Raw genomic sequence first — 22264 nt, 5'->3', positions numbered from 1 at the left:
TCAGTCGTCCTCCAGGCGTTGGCGCCAGCTGATGCGCCGCAGCACTGCCGCGTCATCCAGCGCATGCACAGCTTCAAGTACCCGACGGCCGCGTACCTGACGGCTGATGGCCGTCACCCGGACCAGCGTCACCTGCTCGCCAACCGGCATGCCAGCCGCCCGGCTACTCTGGCCAAGGTTCTGCAAAAACACGTAGCCGCTGTCGGTGGCTTGCCATGGCGGGGCCGGTTCGTCGCCGGGAAGCCCCGGCGGCAGGCATGCCGAACACAGCTCGGGCAAGTGCGTCGACAGCAACGCCGCCCCCTCGATCAGGCTGGCCTCTGCCTGCTCGAAAGCGCGTACTCCCGCCAGTTGCTCACTCAGCAGCCGCTGCTGCAGCAGTGCCTCACGCAGGCCCTGGGCCGCCAGCAAACCCAGCAGCAAGCTCAGGCTCAACGCCAACAGCAGGACGACGCCGCGCTGGCGCCTCATGCGTCACCCTGCGGGTTGCGCACGGCCACGCTTATCTGGTGATGCTGCTCAAGCTGGTGCTGGCGGTCGTACAGGGTGAGGCGGATATCTACACGCTGGCCCACCCTGGACAGCTCCAGCGCCCGCACATTGTCGATCAGCCTGGCGTTCTGGGTTTTGGTGAGGAGCAACAGGCTGCCATCGCGCAATTGGTAGACCAGCCGACGCACCGGCAAGGCGAACAGATCGCCCGCCGACACATGCTGGCTGCCCACCACGTGCGCCCAACTGCGGCAATCGCTGAGCACTGTCCAATCCGACGGGCCAGACAGGCCGGGTAGCGCGGCACCGACCAGGATGATGTTGCCAGGGGTGATCTGGATCGGGTTGGCAAAGGCCTGGGCTGCGTCGGACACGCGGAAGTCCTCGGGCTCAAGACGCAAGCAGCCGAACATGCCGGCCATGCGGATATCCTCGGCCATGCGCTGCAGGACCAGCCGGGCGTCATCCTGCATCCGCGCGGTCACGCCTTGCAGGCGCCAGGCCTGGTAGGCCGAGCCGAACACTTGGCTTGCCGCTGCCAGCAGCATCAGCCCGAGCGCCAGCGCGAGCATGGTTTCGGTCAGGCCGACGCCTGTTTGCCGGCGCGTCATGGCAGCGCCCTGCCCTGCAAGCCAAGCATCTGCCGCTCAGCTCCCACTGACCAGTGCACCTCCAACATCAGCCAGCCAGCGCTGTGGCTGACCCTGCCCTCAGCCGAAGCGCCCAGCACGGCAGGTACCTGTATCTGCCAGGCCGCCTGGTCGGCAGCCGATAGCGCACCCGCCGCCCTCACCCGCTCCAGCATGCCTTGCAACAGTTGCAGCGCCTGGCCTTCACGCCGAGCGTTGTCGCTTGCCTGCAAACCACGCACCTGCAGCGCCGCTGCCATGAACACGCCCAAGGCCAGCACCATCATGGCCACCAGCACTTCCAACAACGTCATGCCACCTTCCCTGGCCCACATTGCGCCCCCTCCTGGGATCTTTCCCCACCCACTACCTGAAGTGGCCGACTGGCATACCTGCCAAGCGACCGTGAAGCTTCAGCGAAGCACTTGCAGGGAGGAATGCACGGTGAGGCAACAAGGCGTAACACTGATACAAATGATGTGCGCGCTGGCAGTGGCCGGCCTTCTGATGCACCTGGGGGTATCGGCTTACAGCAAGTTCAGTGAACAGCTGTATCAGTCTGCGACTGCGCGGGAGCTGGCACAGGCGCTGCGTGACGCGCGCAACCAGGCGCTGCTGCGCCAACAGGCGGTGCTGGTACTGCCAGTAGAGGGAGACTGGGGCAAGGGTTGGCGCCTGTCGCTGCAGCACGACGGCCAGTTGCTGCGCGAACATCGCCTCGACAGGCCACTGTGGATTGTCGCCAGCGATTCACGGGAAATGAGGTTCAGCGGGCGCGGCGCGCCATTGGGGTCTGGCTTCGGTGGCATCACCTTGCAGGTCTGCCAGCGCAATACCCGGGTCAGCCTGTATCAGGTGGTGCTGAGCCCCAGTGGAAGAGTGCGCCTGCTCAGCGACGAGAAACGTCGCTGCGCAGGCGACTGATCAGATCAGCGAGCGAACCCGCAGCTCTTTGGGCATGGAGAAGGTGATGTTCTCCTCGCGGCCATCGAGTTCTTCGGCGCCGGTCGCGCCCCAGGCCTTGAGCTGTTCGATCACGCCACGCACCAACACTTCGGGGGCCGAAGCACCGGCGGTGATGCCGATCCGCTCGACACCGTCGAACCAGCTGCGCTGCAGGTCCTCGGCACCGTCGATCAGGTAGGCCGGGGTGCTCATGCGCTCGGCCAGCTCACGCAAGCGGTTGGAGTTGGAGCTGTTGGGGCTGCCGACCACCAGCACCACGTCGCACTCGTCGGCCAGTTGCTTGACGGCGTCCTGGCGGTTCTGGGTGGCGTAGCAGATGTCGTCCTTGCGCGGCCCACCGATGCTCGGGAAGCGTGCGCGCAGGGCGTCGATGACCCGGCTGGTGTCATCCATCGACAGGGTGGTCTGGGTGACGAAAGCCAGGTGCTCGGGGTTGCGCACCTGCAGCGCGGCGACGTCCTTCTCGTCTTCGACGAGGTAGATGGCGCCGCCATTGCTGGCATCGTACTGCCCCATGGTGCCTTCGACTTCCGGGTGCCCGGCGTGGCCGATCAGGATGCACTCACGGCCGTCGCGGCTGTACTTGGCAACCTCGATGTGCACCTTGGTCACCAGTGGGCAGGTGGCGTCGAAGACTTTCAGGCCACGGCCGGCGGCCTCCTGGCGCACCGCTTGCGATACACCATGGGCGCTGAAGATGACGATGACGTCGTCCGGCACCTGGTCCAGTTCTTCGACGAAAATCGCGCCACGGCTGCGCAGGTCTTCGACGACGAACTTGTTGTGCACCACTTCGTGGCGCACGTAGATCGGTGGGCCGAAGACTTCCAGGGCGCGGTTGACGATCTCGATCGCCCGGTCGACCCCCGCGCAGAAGCCGCGCGGGTTGGCGAGTTTGATTTGCATGCTCGGCTCCAGGCTCACAGGGCCTTCACGTCGAGGATCTGCACCTCGAAGTTGAGGGTCTTGCCAGCCAGTGGATGGTTGAAGTCGATGGTCACCTGGTTGTCGTCGAACGCTTTGACCACACCCGGCAGCTCGGTGTTGGCGGCATCGTTGAAGATCACCAGCAGCCCGTCGGACAGCTCCATGCCTTCGAACTGCGAGCGCGGCATTACCTGCACGTTCTGCGGGTTGTGCTGGCCGAAGGCGTTCTCTGGGGCGATGCTCAGCTTGCGCTGGTCACCGGCCTTGAAACCGAACAGGGCGCTTTCGAAGCCTGGCAGCAGGTTGCCGTCGCCGACCTTGAAGGTGGCCGGGGCCTTGTCGAAGGTGCTGTCGACGGTGTCGCCGTTTTCCAGGTGCAGGGCGAAGTGCAGGGTCACTTCGGTGTTCTGGCCAATACGTGTCTCAGTCATGGACAGGCTCCTCGGACTTCTTGCTCTTGAACATATCCAGCGCCAGCATCACCGCACCCACGGTGATGGCGCTGTCGGCCACGTTGAAGGCCGGGAAGTAATGGGTGTTGCGCCAGTGCACCAGGATGAAGTCGACCACATGGCCAAGCACCACGCGGTCGTACAGGTTGCCCAGCGCGCCACCCAGCACCAGGGCCAGGGCCACGGCAAGCCAGGTCTCGTTGCGCCCCAGGCGCTTGAGCCAGACCACCAGCACGGCACTGACCACCAAGGCGATCAGGGCGAACAACCAGCGCTGCCAGCCGGAGCTGTCGGCGAGGAAGCTGAAGGCCGCGCCGGTGTTGTAGGCCAGGGTCCAGCTGAAGTAGTCGGGGATGACCACGATCTGCTGATACAGGCTCAACGCCCCTTCGAAGTAGACCTTGGTGGCCTGGTCGACGACCAGTACCACCAGGCTCAGCCAGAGCCAGGCAAGGCGCCCGAAGCGCCCAGCTGCGTTAGGCATAGTGGCGCACCTCGCCTTCACCGCTCAGGTTGTCGACGCAACGGGCGCAGATTTCCGGGTGCTCCGGGTGGCTGCCGACGTCGGCGCGGAAGTGCCAGCAACGGCCGCACTTGGCATGGCCGGACTTGACGATCTTCAGCTTGAGGCCTTCGACTTCGGTTGTCACGGCATCGGCCGGGGCCTGGACGAACGGCACCACGCTGGCGGCGGAGGTGATCAGCACGAAGCGCAGCTCGTCGCCGAGCTTGTTCAGGTCGGCAGTCAGGCCCTCTTCGGCGAACAGGGTGACTTCGGCCTGCAGGTTGCCGCCGATGACCTTGGCGCTGCGCTGGTTCTCCAGTTCCTTGTTGACGGCTGCCTTGACGGCCATCACGCGGTCCCAGTAGGCGCGGTCCAGCTCGGCGTCGGCCGGCAGTTCGCTCAGGCCCTGGTACCAGCCGTTGAGCATCACCGACTCGTTACGCTCACCTGGCAGGTACTGCCAGATTTCGTCGGCGGTGAAGGCCAGGATCGGCGCGATCCAGCGCACCAGCGCCTCGCTGATGTGGTACAGCGCGGTCTGGCAGGAACGGCGGGCGACACTGTTGGCGCCGGTGGTGTACTGGCGGTCCTTGATGATGTCGAGGTAGAAGCCGCCCAGCTCCTGCACGCAGAAGTTGTGGATCTTCGAGTAGACGTTCCAGAAGCGGTATTCGCCGTAGTGCTCTTCCAGCTCGCGCTGCAGCAGCAGGGTACGGTCCACCGCCCAGCGGTCCAGCGCCAGCATGTCTTCGGCCGGCAGCAGGTCGCGGGCCGGGTCGAAGCCGGACAGGTTGGAGAGCAGGAAGCGCGCGGTGTTGCGGATGCGGCGGTAGGCGTCGGCGCTGCGCTGCAGGATCTGCTCGGAAACCGCCATCTCACCGGAGTAGTCGGTGGCCGAGACCCACAGGCGCAGGATGTCGGCACCCAGGGTGTTGTTGACCTTCTCAGGCTCGATGGTGTTGCCCAGCGACTTGGACATCTTGCGGCCGTTCTCGTCCACGGTGAAGCCGTGGGTCAGCAGCTCGCGGTACGGCGCGTGGTTGTCGATGGCGCAGCCGGTCAGCAGCGACGAGTGGAACCAGCCGCGGTGCTGGTCGGAACCTTCCAGGTACAGGTCGGCGCGCGGGCCGGTGGCGTGGCCGATGTCGTGCGAGCCACGCAGCACATGCCAGTGGGTGGTGCCGGAGTCGAACCAGACGTCGAGGGTGTCGGTGATCTTGTCGTACTGGCCGGCTTCGTCACCGAGCAGTTCGGCGGCGTCCATCTTGAACCAGGCTTCGATGCCTTCTTGCTCGACGCGCTTGGCCACTTCTTCCATCAGTTCGACGGTGCGCGGGTGCAGCTCGCCGGTTTGTTTGTCGAGGAAGAACGGGATCGGTACGCCCCAGTTGCGCTGACGCGAGATGCACCAGTCCGGGCGGTTGGCGATCATCGAGTGCAGGCGCGCCTGGCCCCAGGCCGGGACGAACTTGGTGTCTTCGATGGCCTTGAGCGCGCGTTCACGCAGCGGCTCGCCAGTGGATGGCTGCTTGTCCATGCCGACGAACCACTGCGCGGTGGCGCGGTAGATCAGCGGGGTCTTGTGGCGCCAGCAGTGCATGTAGCTGTGGCTGATGGTTTCGGTGTGCATCAGCGCACCGACTTCGCTCAGCTTGTCGACGATGGCCGGGTTGGCCTTCCAGATGAACTGGCCGCCGAAGAACGGCAGCGACTCGACGTACACGCCGTTGCTTTGCACCGGGGTGAGGATGTCGTCGTTGACCATGCCGTAGCGCTTGCAGGTGACGAAGTCGTCTTCACCGTAGGCAGGCGACGAGTGCACCACGCCGGTACCGGCGCCCAGCTCGACGTAGTCGGCCAGGTAGATCGGCGACAGGCGGTCGTAGAACGGGTGACGGAAGTTGATCAGTTCCAGCGCCGAACCTTGCGCGGTGGCGATGACCGAACCTTCAAGGTTGTAACGCTTGAGGCACGACTCGGCCAGCTCTTCGGCCAGCACCAGCAGGCGCTCGCCGGTATCGACCAGGGCGTACTTGAACTCGGGGTGGATGTTCAGCGCCTGGTTGGCCGGGATGGTCCACGGGGTGGTGGTCCAGATCACGATGGCCGCCGGCTTGGCCAGCGAGGCCAGGCCGAAGGCGGCGGCCAGCTTGGCGTCGTCGGCGACCGGGAAGGCCACGTCGATGGTCTGGGATTTCTTGTCGGCGTATTCGACTTCGGCTTCGGCCAGGGCCGAACCGCAATCGAAGCACCAGTTCACGGGCTTGAGGCCCTTGAACACGAAGCCTTGCTTGACCATCTCGGCCAGGGCGCGGATTTCACCGGCCTCGTTGGCGAAGTTCATGGTCTTGTAGGGGTTGTCCCAGTCACCCAGCACGCCCAGGCGGATGAACTCGGTCTTCTGCCCTTCGATCTGCTCGGCGGCGTACTCGCGGCACAGCTCGCGGGTGCGGTCGGCGGTCAGGTGCTTGCCGTGGGTGACTTCGACCTTGTGCTCGATCGGCAGGCCGTGGCAGTCCCAGCCCGGCACGTAGGGCGCATCGAAGCCCGACAGGGTTTTCGAGCGGACGATCATGTCCTTGAGAATCTTGTTCAGTGCATGACCGATATGGATCTTGCCGTTGGCATAGGGCGGGCCGTCGTGCAGGACGAACTTCGGACGATCCTTGCCAATTTCGCGCAGCTTCTGGTACAGGCCAATGCTGTCCCAGCGCTGCAGAATCTGCGGTTCGCGCTGAGGCAGGCCGGCCTTCATCGGGAAGGCGGTGTCCGGAAGGTTTAGCGTGGCTTTGTAGTCGGTCATTTCAGGCTCTTCGTTAGCGGTTGAGCGTGCCAGTGGGCACGTGCGGCGGCGATGTCCGCGTCGATCGCCGACTTCAGCGCCTCCAGGGAGGCGAAACGCTGCTCTTCACGCAGCTTGTGGTGGAACTCCACCGTCAGACGCCGGCCGTAGAGGTCACCGGCGTAGTCCAGAAGATGAATCTCCAGGTGGGGACGCCCGTCACCGGCGACGGTGGGGCGTACTCCGATATTGCCGACACCCGGCCACTGCTGGCCGTCGATCTCGATGCTGGCCAGGTAGACCCCGGACAGCGGTACGCGGCGGCGCTTGAGCTGGATGTTGGCGGTGGGCGTGCCGAGCTGGCGGGCCAGTTTCTGGCCGTGCAGCACACGCCCGGTAATGCGGTAAGGGCGGCCCAGCAGGTGCGCGGCCAGTTCGAAGTTGCCTTCGCTGAGGGCCTTGCGCACTTCGGTGCTGCTGACCCGCAGGCCGTCCTGGATCACGGTGTTGGCGGCTTCGACGGTAAAGCCGTAGCGCACGCCTGCATCGACCAGGAAATCGAAGTCGCCGGCGCGGTCGCAGCCGAAGCGGAAGTCGTCACCCACTTCGAGGTGACGCACACCCAGGCCATCGACCAGGATCGCCTTGACGAACTCATCGGCGCTGAGCTTGCTCAGGCGCTGGTTGAAGGCCAGGCACAACACCCGGTCGATACCTTCGCCAGCCAGCAGCTCGACCTTGTCGCGCAGGCGCGCCAGGCGGGCCGGGGCGGTGTCGGGGGCGAAGTATTCGCGCGGCTGCGGCTCGAAGATCACCACGCAGGTGGGAATGCCGAGTGCCTGGCCGCGCTCGCGCAGACGCGCGAGGATCGCCTGGTGACCCCGGTGGACCCCGTCGAAGTTGCCAATGGTGGCGACACAGCCCCGGTGCTCGGGGCGCAGGTTGTGAAGACCTCGAACCAGCTGCATAACGCGCTTCTTGCTCATAAAGTGGCCGATTATAACCACACCCGGGCGCTGACGACAGGCAGCAGCGCCACCCGGGTGTGTGGAATGTGAAAAACCGACGCCTGACCCTTTTGCGCCTCAGTGCAGCGCTTTGCGGGCGAAATGCCGCGGGCGGAAACCACACAGGTACAGGCAACCGAAGTAAGTAACCACACCTGCCGCGATCAGGCCGCCCAGGCGCAGGAAACGCGCCAGCATATCGCCCTGCGCCCAGGCCGGCAGGTAGTGCATGCCCAACAGCAGCACGCCCGACATCAGCCCCACCGCCAACAGAAGCTTGAGCAGGAACAGCAGCCAGCCGGCTTGCGGCGTGTACAGCTGTTGGCTGCGCAGCTTCCAGTACAGCAGGCCGGCATTCAGGCAGGCCCCCAGGCTGATCGCCAGGGCCAACCCGGCATGGGCCAGCGGGCCGACCAGAGCCAGGTTGAGCAACTGGGTGCAGACCAGGGTGAACACCGCGATCTTTACCGGCGTGCGGATATTCTGCTGGGCATAGAAGCCTGGAGCCAGCACCTTGACCAGGATGATCGCCAGCAGGCCCACCGAATAGGCGATCAGGGCACGCTGGGTCATGGCCGCGTCGAAGGCGGTGAACTTGCCGTACTGGAACAGCGCCACGGTCAGTGGTTCGGCAAGAATCGCCAGGGCCAGGGTGCACGGCAACACCAGCAGGAAGCACAGGCGCAGGCCCCAGTCGAGAATCCGTGAGTACTCTTCACGGTCCTTGTTGGCGTAGGTCTTGGCCAGGGTCGGCAACAGGATGGTGCCCAGGGCTACGCCCAGCACCCCCGAAGGCAGCTCCATCAGCCGGTCGGCGTAATACATCCAGGACACCGAGCCGGCCACCAGGAAGGAGGCGAAAATGGTGTTGATGATCAGCGAAATCTGGCTCACCGATACCCCGAGGATGGCCGGCAGCATCTGCTTGAGCACCCGCCACACGCCGGCGTCGCGCAGGTTCAGGCGCGGCAGCACGAGCATGCCGATCTTCTTCAGCGCGGGCAGCTGGTATAGCAGTTGCGCCAGGCCGCCGGCCAGCACACCCCAGCCCAGGGCCATGATCGGCGGGTCGAAGTACGGTGTGAGCAGGACGGCGAAGGCGATCATCGCCACGTTGAGCAGGGTCGGGGTGAAGGCCGGAACGCTGAAGCGGTTCCAGGTATTGAGGATTGCGCCTGCCAGCGACGACAGCGAGATCAGCAATATATAAGGAAAGGTCACCCGCAGCAGCGAAGTGGTCAGCTCGTATTTCTCGGCATTGTCGACAAACCCTGGCGCCGTGGCCCAGACCACCCAGGGCGCGGCAAGAATGCCGATGACTGTCACCAGCGCCAGAACCAGGGTAAGCAGGCCGCTGACATAGGCAATGAAGGTTCGGGTGGCCTCCTCGCCTTGCTGGGTCTTGTACTCGGCCAGGATCGGCACGAAGGCTTGCGAAAACGCGCCTTCGGCAAAGATCCGCCGCAGCAGGTTAGGCAGTTTGAAGGCGATGAAAAAGGCGTCGGTGGCCACGCCAGCGCCGAAAATCCGCGCCAGGATGGTGTCGCGCACGAAGCCGAGCACCCGGGAAATCATGGTGATGGAGCTGACCGCAGCCAGGGATTTGAGCAGGTTCATCGAAAAGATTCACGCCAGAGGACGGAGGACGCTGCCAGTTGGCATCCGAATGTGCGATACTCCCGCGCCTTCGCAGGGGAGCCAAAAATTCCCGAGTTTACAGGTCGCGTAGCAGAAAGGAATCTTTCCTGGCTGTTGACCCACCACTCGGCGGAACCTTGCAGGTGGCCTTGACATCCGTTCGACTCGTCGGCATGATTCGCGGCCTATTTTGTTTGCTATTTACCTAAAGTCTTTCGAGGAGCTCGACGGTGGCCAACACACCTTCCGCCAAGAAACGTGCAAAACAGGCTGAGAAGCGTCGCAGCCACAACGCCAGCCTGCGTTCCATGGTTCGCACCTACATCAAGAATGTAGTCAAAGCCATTGACGCAAAAGACGCTGAAAAAGCGCAAGCCGCTTACGTTCTGGCTGTGCCTGTAATCGACCGTATGGCCGACAAGGGCATCATCCACAAGAACAAGGCTGCTCGCCACAAAGGCCGTCTGAATGGCCACATCAAGGCACTGAAAGAAGCTGCAGCTGCCTAAGCGACGTTCTTGTCGAAAAAACCGACCCTAGGGTCGGTTTTTTTATGCCTGCGATTTGCTGGGCCAGCAAGCAACTCAATGGATGGCACCCGCTGCGCGGGTGTTCGCGGCTAAAGCCGCTCCTACAGGGGCAGGGCCGCATGACGGCCCTGCCCTTCATCACTTGCCGATCTGCAGCTTCGGCGCCCACTGCAGCCAGGCATCTTCCGGCTTGTCGAACAGGGCGAAGGTCTGCTGCGGCCGTGCCGGGTTGCCCATCTGCTCGCCATCCGGCGTGGCAAAGGCAATACCACCTTCAATCAGGGTCTCCACCGACTCGGTGCGCACCGTGGCGCCCTTGAACAGCCCCCAGTCGAAACCGAACCCACTGCTGTTCCAGAAGCGGCTGCCGCCGCGTACCAGGCCTGCATAACGCGGCTCGATAAGGATGTGGATAAGTACCCGGTCGGCAGTCTGGCCCAGCTCGAAGCCGACCACCTTGCCCACCGCGACTTCACGGTAGGTGACCGGCACCCCGGGCTTGATCGAGCCACGCCGCGGCGCACTCAGGGTCAGCGGCAGGCCGACTTCCTCACCCTGCACCTCCGGCGCATCGGCCAAGGCGATGAAATCACGCTGCGGCCCCTTGTCCTTGAGCGCCGGCAACACTTCCAGGTACTGCCCTCCCACCAAGGTATCGAGGTTCTCGGTGCGCACCAGGCCGAGGGCCGGCTTGACCACCCAGAACTGTGTCCCCACCCGCGCAATGCGATCTGCGGCCTGGGTAATACGCGCCCTGAGCAGTACGCCCTGCAGGTCGCTGGTCAGGTCCACACTCTCGACACTGCCCACGTCCAGCCCGCGGAAGCGGATCGAGGTCCCCGGCTTCAGCCCATCGGCACGCTCCACGCGAATGGTCACCAGGGTGCCGGCACGGTTGGCGGCCTCCTGGCTCTCATGCAGACGGAAACGCGGGATACGCCGTTTGAGCGGTACATCGGGTTTGGGTGTGTCGAAAGAGATACCGCCGGCCATGAGGGTCTGCAGCGACTCACTCTTGACCTGAATCCCCGAGAGGCCGCCGGTCAGGGTGATACCGCTGGCATTCCAGAAGCGCGTGGAGCCGTTGACCAGATTGGCGTACTCCTTCTCGATGTGTACGCCGATCAGGATGCGTTTGCTGTTGCGGGCGAACTGATAGCTCTGCACGCTGCCCACGCGCACCTGGCGGTACATCACCGGGCTGCCCACTTCCAGCGAGCCGAGGGTTTCGGCGAACAGCACCATGTGCAAGCCTGGTGCCTTGAGATCAAGCGGCGGCGCCTTGGGCCGCGCCTCGAACTCACGCAAGGGCTTGGCACCGGGCTCACCCGGGCGAACAGCGATGTAGTTACCCTTTACCAGCGCCTCCAGCCCAGTGATACCGGCGAGCGAGATGGACGGCTTGACCACCCAGAACTGGGTCCCTTCGACCAGGTAATCCTCTGCCAGCGGGTCCAGGGTCAATTCCGCCATTGCGCTGGACAGGTCACCCTCGATCTTCAGGTCCTTGAGCGAGCCTACCTGGATACCCTTGTACAGCACCGGGGTACGGCCCTTCTGCAGCCCCTCGAAATCACTCAATTTGACCTTCACCCGGATACCCGCCTGAGCGGCGTCGAAATCCTCGTACAGCCGGAACGGCAGGCTTGGGTCAGTGGGCGGGCTGTCCTGGCGATTTTCTGGCGTGGCGAAAGCGATACCGCCGGCGACGATGCTGGAAAGCGATTCGGTGCGCACCTTCACGCCGGACAGGTCGGCATCGATGCTGACGCCACTGGCGTTCCAGAAACGCGTGTGCTTGCGCACCAGGCTGGCATACGCGGGCGCGATGAAGACCTTGATCTCCACAGTGCCCTGATCCTCGGACAGGCGATAGCTTTTCACTCGGCCCACCTGGATCTGCTTGTAGAACACCGGGCTGTCACGGTTGAGCGAACCCAGGCGCTCGGCCTTGAGGGTCAGGTGCAAACCGGGCTCGGCATCGGACAACGGTGGGGCTTCCTTGAGCGCGGTAAAGCGCTTGGTCGGTTCGCCCTCTCCTGGCTCCACGGCGATGTAATTGCCTGAGACAAGGGTTTCAAGCCCGGAGATACCAGCCAGGCTGACGCTGGGCTTTACCAGCCAGAAGCGCGTGCCTTTGGTCAAATGTGGCCCGGCCGCCTTGTTCATTTCGATGGTGGCGATCACGCCTCGATTGTCGCCCTTGTTATCCAGCACCAGGCCCGTCACCTTGCCGATCGACATGCCCTTGAAAATGACCTCGGTCTTGTTGGCGACGATGCCCTCGCCGGTTTCGAAGCGCACCTGGATTTCGATACCGGCGTCACGGTAGGCCTGCCAAGCCAGCCAACCACCGATGGCCAGAGCGATCAGCGGCAGGATCCAGATGGCCGACCAGTTCGAAGCAGGGCGGGTTTTAGCCGTAGGCAAGTCACTCATGGTCGTCATCCGACTCCGTGTTGTCCCAGATCAGTCGGGGATCGAAAGTTAAGGCGGCGAGCATCGTCAGGATCACCACACTGGCGAAGGCGACAGCGCCCAGGTTGGCTTCGACACTGGCAATGCGGCCAAAATTCACCACCGCCACCAGGATGGCAATGACAAAGATATCCAGCATGGACCAGCGCCCGATGAACTCGATGAAGCGGTACATCAGAATGCGCTGGCGCGCCGACAGCGGCTGGTGGCGCTGCACCGAGTACAGCAGCAGGGCAATGCCCACCAGCTTGAACGTGGGCACCAGGATGCTGGCGATGAACACCACGGCGGCGATCGGCAACATGCCGTGCTTGAGCAGGGTGATAACCCCCGACATGATGGTGTCGGGGCTGCCCTGCCCCAGCGCGCTGACCGTCATGATCGGCAACACGTTGGCAGGGATGTAGAGCACCATCGCAGTGATCAGCAGCGCCCAGGTGCGCACGATGCTGTTAGGGCGTCGCTCATGGACAATGGCCCCGCAACGGGTGCACGTCTGCGACGTGGTATCTGCTTCGCGGCGGTTGAGCTCATGGCATTCACCGCAGACCAGAATGCCTGCATCAATCGCCCGCATGGACATCCTCCCCGGACAAGGCCACCCAGATCTGGTGCGGCGACATCACCACTTCCAGCCACACCTGCACCAGCAACAGGCTGATGAAGCAGAACAGGCCGAGGCCGATACTCAGTTCAGCCAGGTCGACCAGCTTGACGATGGCAACCAGCACACCCATGAAGTACACCTCGAGCATGCCCCACTCGCGCAAGTGGTGATAAATACGATAGATCAGCAAACCGTAACTGCGACCGACGTCAAAACGGATGCTCAGCAGTACCAGCAATTGGCACAACAATTTGAGCAGCGGGACGGCCATGCTGCACAGGAACACCACCACGGCGACGCCGCGCATTTCGGAGTTGTACAAGCCGAGTACGCCGCTCCAGACGGTGTCGTCCGAGGTTTGGCCAAGCAGATGCAGCTGCATGATCGGCAGGAAGTTGGCGGGCACATAGAGCAGCAAGGCGGTAAGGACCAGTGCCAGGCTGCGAGGAACGACGTTATGCCGATGGGCATAAAGCTCGTAGCCACAGCGCGGGCAATGGGCTTTCTCGTCGTTTTGCAGCGTCGTCTTGCGCATCAGCAGGTCGCACTCGTGGCAGGCTACGAGTTCGTCCAGGGGTAACTGTGCGAGCGCTTGCGTATCGACAGGGTTGGGCATAAGAGGGTTCTGAATGGATGCGTCGGCTCTATTCTAGTGTTCTGACTCGAATTGTGGGAGACGACTATTGTGAGGGACTGTATGCCAGCACCTGCGGGTGGCGCTGCTCACTGTCCAGGAGCGCTGATTTCGTCCTGGCGGAAAAGACAAAACCCCTACCTGCATGCGCAGATAGGGGTTTTGCGGAATGAATCTTGACGATGACCTACTCTCACATGGGGAAACCCCACACTACCATCGGCGATGCATCGTTTCACTACTGAGTTCGGGATGGGATCAGGTGGTTCCAATGCTCTATGGTCGTCAAGAAATTCGGTTGCCTAGAATGTCTTGTGAACACTCTTGGCTAATTCAGATATGTGATTTGTGATGTTGCGAACTTTCGGGTCTTTCGTCTTCACCACCACAATTCGGCTTACGCGCAAATTGCTTGGGTGTTATATGGTCAAGCCTCACGGGCAATTAGTATTGGTTAGCTCAACGCCTCACAGCGCTTACACACCCAACCTATCAACGTCGTAGTCTTCGACGGCCCTTCAGGGGATTCAAGATCCCAGTGAGATCTCATCTTGAGGCAAGTTTCCCGCTTAGATGCTTTCAGCGGTTATCTCTTCCGAACATAGCTACCCGGCAATGCCACTGGCGTGACAACCGGAACACCAGAGGTTCGTCCACTCCGGTCCTCTCGTACTAGGAGCAGCCCCTCTCAAATCTCAAACGTCCACGGCAGATAGGGACCGAACTGTCTCACGACGTTCTAAACCCAGCTCGCGTACCACTTTAAATGGCGAACAGCCATACCCTTGGGACCGGCTTCAGCCCCAGGATGTGATGAGCCGACATCGAGGTGCCAAACACCGCCGTCGATATGAACTCTTGGGCGGTATCAGCCTGTTATCCCCGGAGTACCTTTTATCCGTTGAGCGATGGCCCTTCCATACAGAACCACCGGATCACTAAGACCTACTTTCGTACCTGCTCGACGTGTTTGTCTCGCAGTCAAGCGCGCTTTTGCCTTTATACTCTACGACCGATTTCCGACCGGTCTGAGCGCACCTTCGTACTCCTCCGTTACTCTTTGGGAGGAGACCGCCCCAGTCAAACTACCCACCATACACTGTCCTCGATCCGGATAACGGACCTGAGTTAGAACCTCAAGGTTGCCAGGGTGGTATTTCAAGGATGGCTCCATGAGAACTGGCGTCCCCACTTCAAAGCCTCCCACCTATCCTACACAAGCAAGCTCAAAGTCCAGTGCAAAGCTATAGTAAAGGTTCACGGGGTCTTTCCGTCTAGCCGCGGATACACTGCATCTTCACAGCGATTTCAATTTCACTGAGTCTCGGGTGGAGACAGCGCCGCCATCGTTACGCCATTCGTGCAGGTCGGAACTTACCCGACAAGGAATTTCGCTACCTTAGGACCGTTATAGTTACGGCCGCCGTTTACCGGGGCTTCGATCAAGAGCTTCGCTTGCGCTAACCCCATCAATTAACCTTCCGGCACCGGGCAGGCGTCACACCCTATACGTCCACTTTCGTGTTTGCAGAGTTGCTGTGTTTTTAATAAACAGGTCGCAGCGGCCTGGTATCTTCGACCGGCATGGGCTTACGGAGCAAGTCCTTCACCCTCGCCGGCGGCACCTTCTCCCGAAGTTACGGTGCCATTTTGCCTAGTTCCTTCACCCGAGTTCTCTCAAGCGCCTTGGTATTCTCTACCTAACCACCTGTGTCGGTTTGGGGTACGGTTCCCAGTTATCTGAAGCTTTAGGAGCTTTTCTTGGAAGCATGGCATCAACCACTTCGCGCTCTAAAGAGCACTCGTCATCAGCTCTCGGCCTTGAGATCCCGGATTTGCCTAAGAATCTCAGCCTACCACCTTAAACTTGGACAACCAACGCCAAAGCTGGGCCTAGCCTTCTCCGTCCCTCCATTCGCAATAACTGGAAGTACAGGAATATTAACCTGTTTTCCATCGACTACGCTTTTCAGCCTCGCCTTAGGGACCGACTAACCCTGCGTCGATTAACGTTGCGCAGGAAACCTTGGTCTTTCGGCGTGGGAGTTTTTCACTCCCATTGTCGTTACTCATGTCAGCATTCGCACTTCTGATACCTCCAGCAAGCTTCTCAACTCACCTTCACAGGCTTACAGAACGCTCCTCTACCGCATCACCAAAAGGTGATACCCGTAGCTTCGGTGCATGGTTTGAGCCCCGTTACATCTTCCGCGCAGGCCGACTCGACTAGTGAGCTATTACGCTTTCTTTAAAGGGTGGCTGCTTCTAAGCCAACCTCCTAGCTGTCTAAGCCTTCCCACATCGTTTCCCACTTAACCATGACTTTGGGACCTTAGCTGACGGTCTGGGTTGTTTCCCTTTTCACGACGGACGTTAGCACCCGCCGTGTGTCTCCCATGCTCGGCACTTGTAGGTATTCGGAGTTTGCATCGGTTTGGTAAGTCGGGATGACCCCCTAGCCGAAACAGTGCTCTACCCCCTACAGTGATACATGAGGCGCTACCTAAATAGCTTTCGAGGAGAACCAGCTATCTCCGAGCTTGATTAGCCTTTCACTCCGATCCACAGGTCATCCGCTAACTTTTCAACGGTAGTCGGTTCGGTCCTCCAGTCAGTGTTACCTAACCTTCAACCTGCCCATGGATAGATCGCCCGGTTTCGGGTCTATACCCAGCGACTAAAGCGCCCTATTAAGACTCGCTTTCGCTACGCCTCCCCTATTCGGTTAAGCTCGCCACTGAATATAAGTCGCTGACCCATTATACAAAAGGTACGCAGTCACCTAACAAAGTAGGCTCCCACTGCTTGTACGCATACGGTTTCAGGTTCTATTTCACTCCCCTCTCCGGGGTTCTTTTCGCCTTTCCCTCACGGTACTGGTTCACTATCGGTCAGTCAGTAGTATTTAGCCTTGGAGGATGGTCCCCCCATATTCAGACAAAGTTTCTCGTGCTCCGTCCTACTCGATTTCATTGATAAGAGATTTTCGTGTACGGGGCTATCACCCACTATGGCCGCACTTTCCAGAGCGTTCCACTAATCTCAAACCAACTTAAGGGCTGGTCCCCGTTCGCTCGCCACTACTAAGGGAATCTCGGTTGATTTCTTTTCCTCAGGGTACTTAGATGTTTCAGTTCCCCTGGTTCGCCTCTTGCACCTATGTATTCAGTACAAGATAACCAGCTTATGCTGGCTGGGTTCCCCCATTCAGAGATCTCTGGATCACAGTCTGTTTGCCGACTCCCCAAAGCTTATCGCAGGCTACCACGTCTTTCATCGCCTCTGACTGCCAAGGCATCCACCGTATGCGCTTCTTCACTTGACCATATAACCCCAAGCAATCTGGTTATACTGTGAAGACGACATTCGCCGAAAATTCGCATTTCGCTCAGTTAAGAGCAGAACTCACAAATTTTACCTTAGCCTGATCACACACCAGTGAAAGTGCGTGTCAGTCTATCTATCACATATCCGAATTTTTAAAGAACGATCTGACAAAAGTCAGAAATCAACATTCATTGCCGAATGTTCATTTCTAAGTTCTGAGCAGTGCTGCGAAACCTGAAAGAGTGGTGGAGCCAAGCGGGATCGAACCGCTGACCTCCTGCGTGCAAGGCAGGCGCTCTCCCAGCTGAGCTATGGCCCCATTTGACCAGCCGCACCAAGTAATTGGTAGGTCTGGGCAGATTTGAACTGCCGACCTCACCCTTATCAGGGGTGCGCTCTAACCAACTGAGCTACAGACCTATACAGGGTCGCGTTACAGCATCGTCTTTACACAATGAATCAAGCAATTCGTGTGGGAGCTCATCAGCAGGCTGATGTCGTCGATTAAGGAGGTGATCCAGCCGCAGGTTCCCCTACGGCTACCTTGTTACGACTTCACCCCAGTCATGAATCACACCGTGGTAACCGTCCTCCCGAAGGTTAGACTAGCTACTTCTGGTGCAACCCACTCCCATGGTGTGACGGGCGGTGTGTACAAGGCCCGGGAACGTATTCACCGCAACATTCTGATTTGCGATTACTAGCGATTCCGACTTCACGCAGTCGAGTTGCAGACTGCGATCCGGACTACGATCGGTTTTGTGAGATTAGCTCCACCTCGCGGCTTGGCAACCCTCTGTACCGACCATTGTAGCACGTGTGTAGCCCAGGCCGTAAGGGCCATGATGACTTGACGTCATCCCCACCTTCCTCCGGTTTGTCACCGGCAGTCTCCTTAGAGTGCCCACCATAACGTGCTGGTAACTAAGGACAAGGGTTGCGCTCGTTACGGGACTTAACCCAACATCTCACGACACGAGCTGACGACAGCCATGCAGCACCTGTGTCAGAGTTCCCGAAGGCACCAATCCATCTCTGGAAAGTTCTCTGCATGTCAAGGCCTGGTAAGGTTCTTCGCGTTGCTTCGAATTAAACCACATGCTCCACCGCTTGTGCGGGCCCCCGTCAATTCATTTGAGTTTTAACCTTGCGGCCGTACTCCCCAGGCGGTCAACTTAATGCGTTAGCTGCGCCACTAAAATCTCAAGGATTCCAACGGCTAGTTGACATCGTTTACGGCGTGGACTACCAGGGTATCTAATCCTGTTTGCTCCCCACGCTTTCGCACCTCAGTGTCAGTATCAGTCCAGGTGGTCGCCTTCGCCACTGGTGTTCCTTCCTATATCTACGCATTTCACCGCTACACAGGAAATTCCACCACCCTCTACCATACTCTAGCTCGCCAGTTTTGGATGCAGTTCCCAGGTTGAGCCCGGGGCTTTCACATCCAACTTAACGAACCACCTACGCGCGCTTTACGCCCAGTAATTCCGATTAACGCTTGCACCCTCTGTATTACCGCGGCTGCTGGCACAGAGTTAGCCGGTGCTTATTCTGTCGGTAACGTCAAAACAGCAAGGTATTAACTTACTGCCCTTCCTCCCAACTTAAAGTGCTTTACAATCCGAAGACCTTCTTCACACACGCGGCATGGCTGGATCAGGCTTTCGCCCATTGTCCAATATTCCCCACTGCTGCCTCCCGTAGGAGTCTGGACCGTGTCTCAGTTCCAGTGTGACTGATCATCCTCTCAGACCAGTTACGGATCGTCGCCTTGGTGAGCCATTACCTCACCAACTAGCTAATCCGACCTAGGCTCATCTGATAGCGCAAGGCCCGAAGGTCCCCTGCTTTCTCCCGTAGGACGTATGCGGTATTAGCGTTCCTTTCGAAACGTTGTCCCCCACTACCAGGCAGATTCCTAGGCATTACTCACCCGTCCGCCGCTGAATCGAAGAGCAAGCTCTTCTCATCCGCTCGACTTGCATGTGTTAGGCCTGCCGCCAGCGTTCAATCTGAGCCATGATCAAACTCTTCAGTTCAATACTGCTTGGGTTTTTAAGAAACCCTAAACTTGGCTCAGCAATCTCAAATGACTATGTGATTTCTCGCATGGCCACTTGTGATGCTGATAATCTTTTTGACTATCAGTCCGTACTCACAAGCACCCACACGAATTGCTTGATTCAATTTGTTAAAGAGCGTTTGGTTAAGAGCTTTTCGTCTCAACCGAGGCGCGCATTCTACGCTTTCCTCATTGGCTGTCAAGCGTTTATTTTGAAGTTCTTTCCGAGAAACTCGTTTAGCTTCAACCGCTTAACTCGCTGCGATCTCTCGTAGCGGGAGGCGAATCATACAGCGTTACAACCTGCTGTCAACCACCTTTTTTCACCGCTGCCGATCGTGAGACCGAAACGCTTCCGGAGCTTTCGATTCGCTTAACTCATTGAATTTCAAGGAGTTTTGCGTTCCGTTGTCGCTGGAAGTGGGGCGCATTATAAGGGGATCTGAAACCCCGTCAACCTTTAATTTCAAGAAACAGAAATATGGGAGAACGACCGGATAAAGACGGCAAGACACGCAACCCACGCTCAGGCCGCCCTCTTACGCCCTCCCGCAAACCTGGGCACTCGCTTCGCCACCGCCGGAATTCGCAGCACCATCAGCAACGCCCCTACCCCTGCATAGATGACCCACTCCTTCAAATCCGAACGCACGATCCACAAGAAATGCAGCAACCCCAACCCAAGAATTACATACACCAGCTTGTGCAGCTTCTTCCAACGCGCCCCTAGCCGTCGCTGACTGTAGCGATTGGAGGTGACCGCCAACGCCAGCAACCCAAGGAAACCCAACGCGCCGACAATGATGTACGGCCGCTTGCGCAGCTCAACCCCCAGCTGCCCCCAATCCAGGCCCAGGATGAAAACCATATAAGAAGTCATGTGCAGCACTATATAAGCAAAGCACCACAACCCCAGCTGCCGGCGCACCACGACCCAGCCCGACCACCCTGTCAATTTCTGCAGCGGCGTCATGCTCAGGGTAATCAATAGAAAGACCAACGCCCCCAGCCCAAGCCGATCCACCAGGATCTTGCCCGGATCTGGGTCGAGCTGCCCCGTCGCCGCCTGATACAGCCACCAGGCCGGAAACAGGCAGCCGAGCACAAAGATCGCCAATCGCAACCAGGGATAACGCATCAATAGTTCTTCCGCAGATCGAGCCCGGTGTACAACGACGCTACCTCATCGGCATAACCGTTGAACATCTGCGTCTCCCGCACATTGGGGCTGAACAGCCCACTGGGCAAGCGCCGCTCGCGAGCCTGGGTCCAGCGCGGATGATCGACCGTCGGGTTGACGTTGGCATAGAAACCATATTCATCCGGCGCCAGCCCTTGCCAGGTGGTATGCGGCTGCTCCGCCACCAGGCTGATGCGCACGATCGACTTGATGCTCTTGAAGCCATACTTCCATGGCACCACCAGACGCAGTGGCGCGCCGTTCTGGTTTGCCAACTCCCGGCCATACATGCCCACAGCCAGGATCGCCAACGGGTTCATCGCTTCGTCCAGGCGCAGCCCTTCTACATAAGGCCAGTCGATCAGGGCAAAACCGGAGCGTTGCCCGGGCATGCTCTTTGGGTCTTGCAGCGTTTCGAAACGAACATAACGCGCCTTGGAAGTAGGCTCGACCTGCTTGAGCACTTGCGCCAGCGGAAAGCCCAACCACGGAATGACCATCGACCAGGCCTCTACGCAGCGCAGCCGATAAATGCGCTCCTCGAGCTGATAGGGTTTGACGAAGTCCTCCAGCGCATAGCGCCCGGGCTTTGCCACTTCCCCATCGACCACCAGGCTCCAAGGCTCGGTCTTCAGGCTGCCCGCATTGGCTGCAGGGTCGCCCTTGTCGGGCCCGAACTCATAGAAGTTGTTGTAGTGAGTGGCGTCCTTGAACGGCGTGATGGCCTCATCCTTCACGGTGACTGCCTGCCAGCGCGTGGCACCCAGCTTTTCGGTGAACCACGCAGGCGCCGCTCCGCCTGCGGCATCGGCATAGCGCGATGGCTCTGCGGCCACACCCAAACGCGGCAAAGCGCCCAGGGCCATGCCTGCCAAGGTGCCACCCAGCATGCTGCGACGGGAAAGGTAGAGGTGTTCAGGGGTGATCTGTGCCGACGTGCAGTCGGATGATCGGGGGAGTTTGATGAGCATGACGGCTCCACAGTACGGGCAACTGATGTACCCGTAAGACTATGGAGCCGGCAGGTTATTCCACGATTAAATCTTCATGAGGTTTTACGACGACCGCGCAGCAGGTACTGCAGCGGGCCGGAAACCGCATAAGCGAGGAAGATCAGCAGCAGGATGCGGGGCGGGTCGCTGAACACTACGGCGAACACCAGCACCACGGCCAGGATCGCAACAAAAGGCACACGCCCCTTGAGATCCAGCTCCTTGAAGCTGTTGTACTTGATGTTGCTGACCATCAGCATGCCGGCAGCAGCTACCAGCAATGCCACCAGGAACGACAACTTGGAACCCTGGATACCGAAATCGCTGAACGCCCACACAGTGCCAGCCACAACGCCAGCCGCGGCTGGGCTGGCCAGGCCGATGAAGTAGCGTTTGTCGGCCGTACCGACCTGGGTGTTGAAACGCGCCAGGCGCAGTGCGGCACCGGCCACATAGATGAAGGCGACCATCCAGCCGACCTTGCCCATATCGCCCAGTGCCCAGCCGAAGGCCAGCAAGGCCGGCGCCACACCAAAGGCGACCATGTCCGACAGCGAGTCGTACTCGGCACCGAAGGCGCTCTGGGTGTTGGTCATGCGCGCAACACGGCCATCGAGGCCGTCGAGAACCATGGCGACGAAGATCGCGATGGCGGCGAAGGCGAAATACTTGCTCGCTTCGCGCGGATCACCAGCGCTCAGGGCGCTCTGCGCGCTCATCGAACTGATGATGGAATAGAAGCCGGCAAACAGGTTGGCAGTGGTGAACAGGTTGGGCAGCAGGTAGATGCCGCGGTGACGGACCTTGCGGCCTTCGGCGTCATGCCCTTCTTCGACATGCTCATCGATCGGTAGCAGGCTTTCGGCGTCGGAGGGCTTGTTCGGCTCTTCGGGACGTTCGCTCATGAAAAGTACCTTGCAACGGGGGTGGAATATGTTCGACACGGGCTCGCGAAACGGGTTCTGACGGCGAGCCACTGGTCGCTTTATACCAGAAGCCGGCCGCGCAAACGAAAAAACGCGGCCGAAGCCGCGTTTTTCATTTAGCCAAGCA

At 60.0% G+C, this 22264-nt stretch carries 17 protein-coding genes, 2 tRNA genes and 3 rRNA genes; 2 read left to right on the top strand and 20 right to left on the bottom strand.

Features of this window, described 5'->3' with window-relative positions; genetic code table 11:
• The 3 genes from EJA05_RS04215 to pilV are packed head-to-tail and all read right to left on the bottom strand — an operon-like array spanning position 1 to position 1456.
• Positions 1 to 471 carry a hypothetical protein gene (locus EJA05_RS04215; RefSeq protein ID WP_125857436.1) on the bottom strand — a complete coding sequence of 157 codons (471 nt, stop codon included), beginning with the start codon at positions 469 to 471 and terminating at the stop codon, positions 1 to 3.
• Positions 468 to 1103: a PilW family protein gene (locus tag EJA05_RS04210; protein ID WP_125462585.1), complete on the bottom strand. Its 636-nt coding sequence runs from the start codon at positions 1101 to 1103 to the stop codon at positions 468 to 470. Before EJA05_RS04210 ends, EJA05_RS04215 begins: the two co-directional genes overlap by 4 nt.
• Positions 1100 to 1456, bottom strand: coding sequence for a type IV pilus modification protein PilV (pilV, locus tag EJA05_RS04205; protein WP_125857435.1), 357 nt, complete (start codon positions 1454 to 1456; stop codon positions 1100 to 1102). Before pilV ends, EJA05_RS04210 begins: the two co-directional genes overlap by 4 nt.
• Positions 1457 to 1613: 157 nt before the next feature.
• Here pilV and EJA05_RS04200 point away from each other — a divergent pair, with 157 nt between their 5' ends.
• The gene (locus EJA05_RS04200) at positions 1614 to 2045 is read left to right on the top strand and encodes a GspH/FimT family protein (RefSeq protein ID WP_394366650.1); all 432 of its coding nucleotides are present in this window, start codon (positions 1614 to 1616) and stop codon (positions 2043 to 2045) included.
• Here the strand turns inward: EJA05_RS04200 and ispH are convergent, their stop codons facing one another.
• From ispH to murJ, 6 genes are all read right to left on the bottom strand, one after another.
• Positions 2046 to 2993, bottom strand: a complete 948-nt coding sequence (gene ispH, locus EJA05_RS04195) for a 4-hydroxy-3-methylbut-2-enyl diphosphate reductase (protein ID WP_125462582.1) — start codon at positions 2991 to 2993, stop codon at positions 2046 to 2048.
• Positions 2994 to 3007: 14 nt separating this feature from the next.
• Positions 3008 to 3445 carry an FKBP-type peptidyl-prolyl cis-trans isomerase gene (locus EJA05_RS04190; RefSeq protein ID WP_110991776.1) on the bottom strand — a complete coding sequence of 146 codons (438 nt, stop codon included), beginning with the start codon at positions 3443 to 3445 and terminating at the stop codon, positions 3008 to 3010.
• The gene (lspA, locus tag EJA05_RS04185; protein WP_125462581.1) at positions 3438 to 3950 is read right to left on the bottom strand and encodes a signal peptidase II; all 513 of its coding nucleotides are present in this window, start codon (positions 3948 to 3950) and stop codon (positions 3438 to 3440) included. Before lspA ends, EJA05_RS04190 begins: the two co-directional genes overlap by 8 nt.
• Positions 3943 to 6774, bottom strand: coding sequence for an isoleucine--tRNA ligase (gene ileS / locus EJA05_RS04180; RefSeq protein ID WP_125857434.1), 2832 nt, complete (start codon positions 6772 to 6774; stop codon positions 3943 to 3945). Before ileS ends, lspA begins: the two co-directional genes overlap by 8 nt.
• A complete protein-coding gene (gene ribF, locus EJA05_RS04175; protein ID WP_125857433.1) occupies positions 6771 to 7721 on the bottom strand; it encodes a bifunctional riboflavin kinase/FAD synthetase in 951 nt (316 codons plus the stop codon). The genes ileS and ribF overlap by 4 nt, the downstream gene beginning before the upstream one ends.
• A gap of 117 nt (positions 7722 to 7838) precedes the next feature.
• Positions 7839 to 9377: a murein biosynthesis integral membrane protein MurJ gene (murJ, locus tag EJA05_RS04170; protein ID WP_125462578.1), complete on the bottom strand. Its 1539-nt coding sequence runs from the start codon at positions 9375 to 9377 to the stop codon at positions 7839 to 7841.
• 251 nt (positions 9378 to 9628) lie between these two features.
• On the opposite strand from murJ, the gene rpsT reads away from it, so the two are divergent.
• Entirely contained in the window at positions 9629 to 9907 is a 279-nt protein-coding gene (gene rpsT, locus EJA05_RS04165; protein ID WP_003247625.1) for a 30S ribosomal protein S20, read from the top strand.
• Positions 9908 to 10066: 159 nt separating this feature from the next.
• On the opposite strand, the gene EJA05_RS04160 is transcribed toward rpsT, so the two are convergent.
• The 11 genes from EJA05_RS04160 to pssA form a co-directional block, all read right to left on the bottom strand.
• Positions 10067 to 12367: a PqiB family protein gene (locus tag EJA05_RS04160; protein ID WP_125462577.1), complete on the bottom strand. Its 2301-nt coding sequence runs from the start codon at positions 12365 to 12367 to the stop codon at positions 10067 to 10069.
• Positions 12360 to 12983 (bottom strand): paraquat-inducible protein A, encoded by a 624-nt coding sequence (locus EJA05_RS04155; RefSeq protein WP_125462576.1) that lies wholly within the window; start codon positions 12981 to 12983, stop codon positions 12360 to 12362. The genes EJA05_RS04160 and EJA05_RS04155 overlap by 8 nt, the downstream gene beginning before the upstream one ends.
• A complete protein-coding gene (locus EJA05_RS04150) occupies positions 12970 to 13629 on the bottom strand; it encodes a paraquat-inducible protein A (protein WP_125857431.1) in 660 nt (219 codons plus the stop codon). Before EJA05_RS04150 ends, EJA05_RS04155 begins: the two co-directional genes overlap by 14 nt.
• A 192-nt stretch (positions 13630 to 13821) precedes the next feature.
• Positions 13822 to 13937: ribosomal RNA gene (rrf, locus tag EJA05_RS04145) — 5S ribosomal RNA — on the bottom strand.
• Between the two features lie 133 nt (positions 13938 to 14070).
• Positions 14071 to 16972 (bottom strand): 23S ribosomal RNA (locus tag EJA05_RS04140).
• Between the two features lie 245 nt (positions 16973 to 17217).
• Positions 17218 to 17293: transfer RNA gene (locus EJA05_RS04135), tRNA-Ala, on the bottom strand.
• Positions 17294 to 17317: 24 nt separating this feature from the next.
• A tRNA-Ile gene (locus EJA05_RS04130) sits at positions 17318 to 17394 on the bottom strand.
• Positions 17395 to 17479: 85 nt separating this feature from the next.
• Positions 17480 to 19016: ribosomal RNA gene (locus EJA05_RS04125) — 16S ribosomal RNA — on the bottom strand.
• Together the 16S, 23S and 5S rRNA genes with 2 tRNA genes alongside form the textbook arrangement of a ribosomal RNA operon.
• A 549-nt stretch (positions 19017 to 19565) precedes the next feature.
• A complete protein-coding gene (msrQ, locus tag EJA05_RS04115; protein WP_125857429.1) occupies positions 19566 to 20177 on the bottom strand; it encodes a protein-methionine-sulfoxide reductase heme-binding subunit MsrQ in 612 nt (203 codons plus the stop codon).
• Positions 20177 to 21190, bottom strand: coding sequence for a protein-methionine-sulfoxide reductase catalytic subunit MsrP (msrP, locus tag EJA05_RS04110; RefSeq protein ID WP_125857428.1), 1014 nt, complete (start codon positions 21188 to 21190; stop codon positions 20177 to 20179). Before msrP ends, msrQ begins: the two co-directional genes overlap by 1 nt.
• 74 nt (positions 21191 to 21264) lie before the next feature.
• Positions 21265 to 22116: a CDP-diacylglycerol--serine O-phosphatidyltransferase gene (gene pssA / locus EJA05_RS04105; protein ID WP_110995968.1), complete on the bottom strand. Its 852-nt coding sequence runs from the start codon at positions 22114 to 22116 to the stop codon at positions 21265 to 21267.
• Between the last annotated feature and the right edge of the window lie 148 nt (positions 22117 to 22264).

The organism is Pseudomonas oryziphila, assembly GCF_003940825.1.
Classification (GTDB): domain Bacteria; phylum Pseudomonadota; class Gammaproteobacteria; order Pseudomonadales; family Pseudomonadaceae; genus Aquipseudomonas; species Aquipseudomonas sichuanensis.
The sequence above is the reverse complement of the archived record's forward strand: the minus strand, read 5'-3'. Positions and strand labels throughout refer to the sequence as shown.

Bases quoted from the DNA above. Each gene is read 5' to 3' on its own strand.
- msrP (WP_125857428.1), bottom strand. From the start codon at position 21,190: ATGCTCATCAAACTCCCCCGATCATCCGACTGCACGTCGGCACAGATC.
- murJ (WP_125462578.1), bottom strand. From the start codon at position 9,377: ATGAACCTGCTCAAATCCCTGGCTGCGGTCAGCTCCATCACCATGATT.
- EJA05_RS04150 (WP_125857431.1), bottom strand. From the start codon at position 13,629: ATGCCCAACCCTGTCGATACGCAAGCGCTCGCACAGTTACCCCTGGAC.
- EJA05_RS04210 (WP_125462585.1), bottom strand. From the start codon at position 1,103: ATGACGCGCCGGCAAACAGGCGTCGGCCTGACCGAAACCATGCTCGCG.
- EJA05_RS04160 (WP_125462577.1), bottom strand. From the start codon at position 12,367: ATGAGTGACTTGCCTACGGCTAAAACCCGCCCTGCTTCGAACTGGTCG.
- EJA05_RS04215 (WP_125857436.1), bottom strand. From the start codon at position 471: ATGAGGCGCCAGCGCGGCGTCGTCCTGCTGTTGGCGTTGAGCCTGAGC.
- pilV (WP_125857435.1), bottom strand. From the start codon at position 1,456: ATGTGGGCCAGGGAAGGTGGCATGACGTTGTTGGAAGTGCTGGTGGCC.
- ribF (WP_125857433.1), bottom strand. From the start codon at position 7,721: ATGCAGCTGGTTCGAGGTCTTCACAACCTGCGCCCCGAGCACCGGGGC.
- lspA (WP_125462581.1), bottom strand. From the start codon at position 3,950: ATGCCTAACGCAGCTGGGCGCTTCGGGCGCCTTGCCTGGCTCTGGCTG.
- ispH (WP_125462582.1), bottom strand. From the start codon at position 2,993: ATGCAAATCAAACTCGCCAACCCGCGCGGCTTCTGCGCGGGGGTCGAC.
- EJA05_RS04190 (WP_110991776.1), bottom strand. From the start codon at position 3,445: ATGACTGAGACACGTATTGGCCAGAACACCGAAGTGACCCTGCACTTC.
- msrQ (WP_125857429.1), bottom strand. From the start codon at position 20,177: ATGCGTTATCCCTGGTTGCGATTGGCGATCTTTGTGCTCGGCTGCCTG.
- EJA05_RS04155 (WP_125462576.1), bottom strand. From the start codon at position 12,983: ATGCGGGCGATTGATGCAGGCATTCTGGTCTGCGGTGAATGCCATGAG.
- ileS (WP_125857434.1), bottom strand. From the start codon at position 6,774: ATGACCGACTACAAAGCCACGCTAAACCTTCCGGACACCGCCTTCCCG.
- pssA (WP_110995968.1), bottom strand. From the start codon at position 22,116: ATGAGCGAACGTCCCGAAGAGCCGAACAAGCCCTCCGACGCCGAAAGC.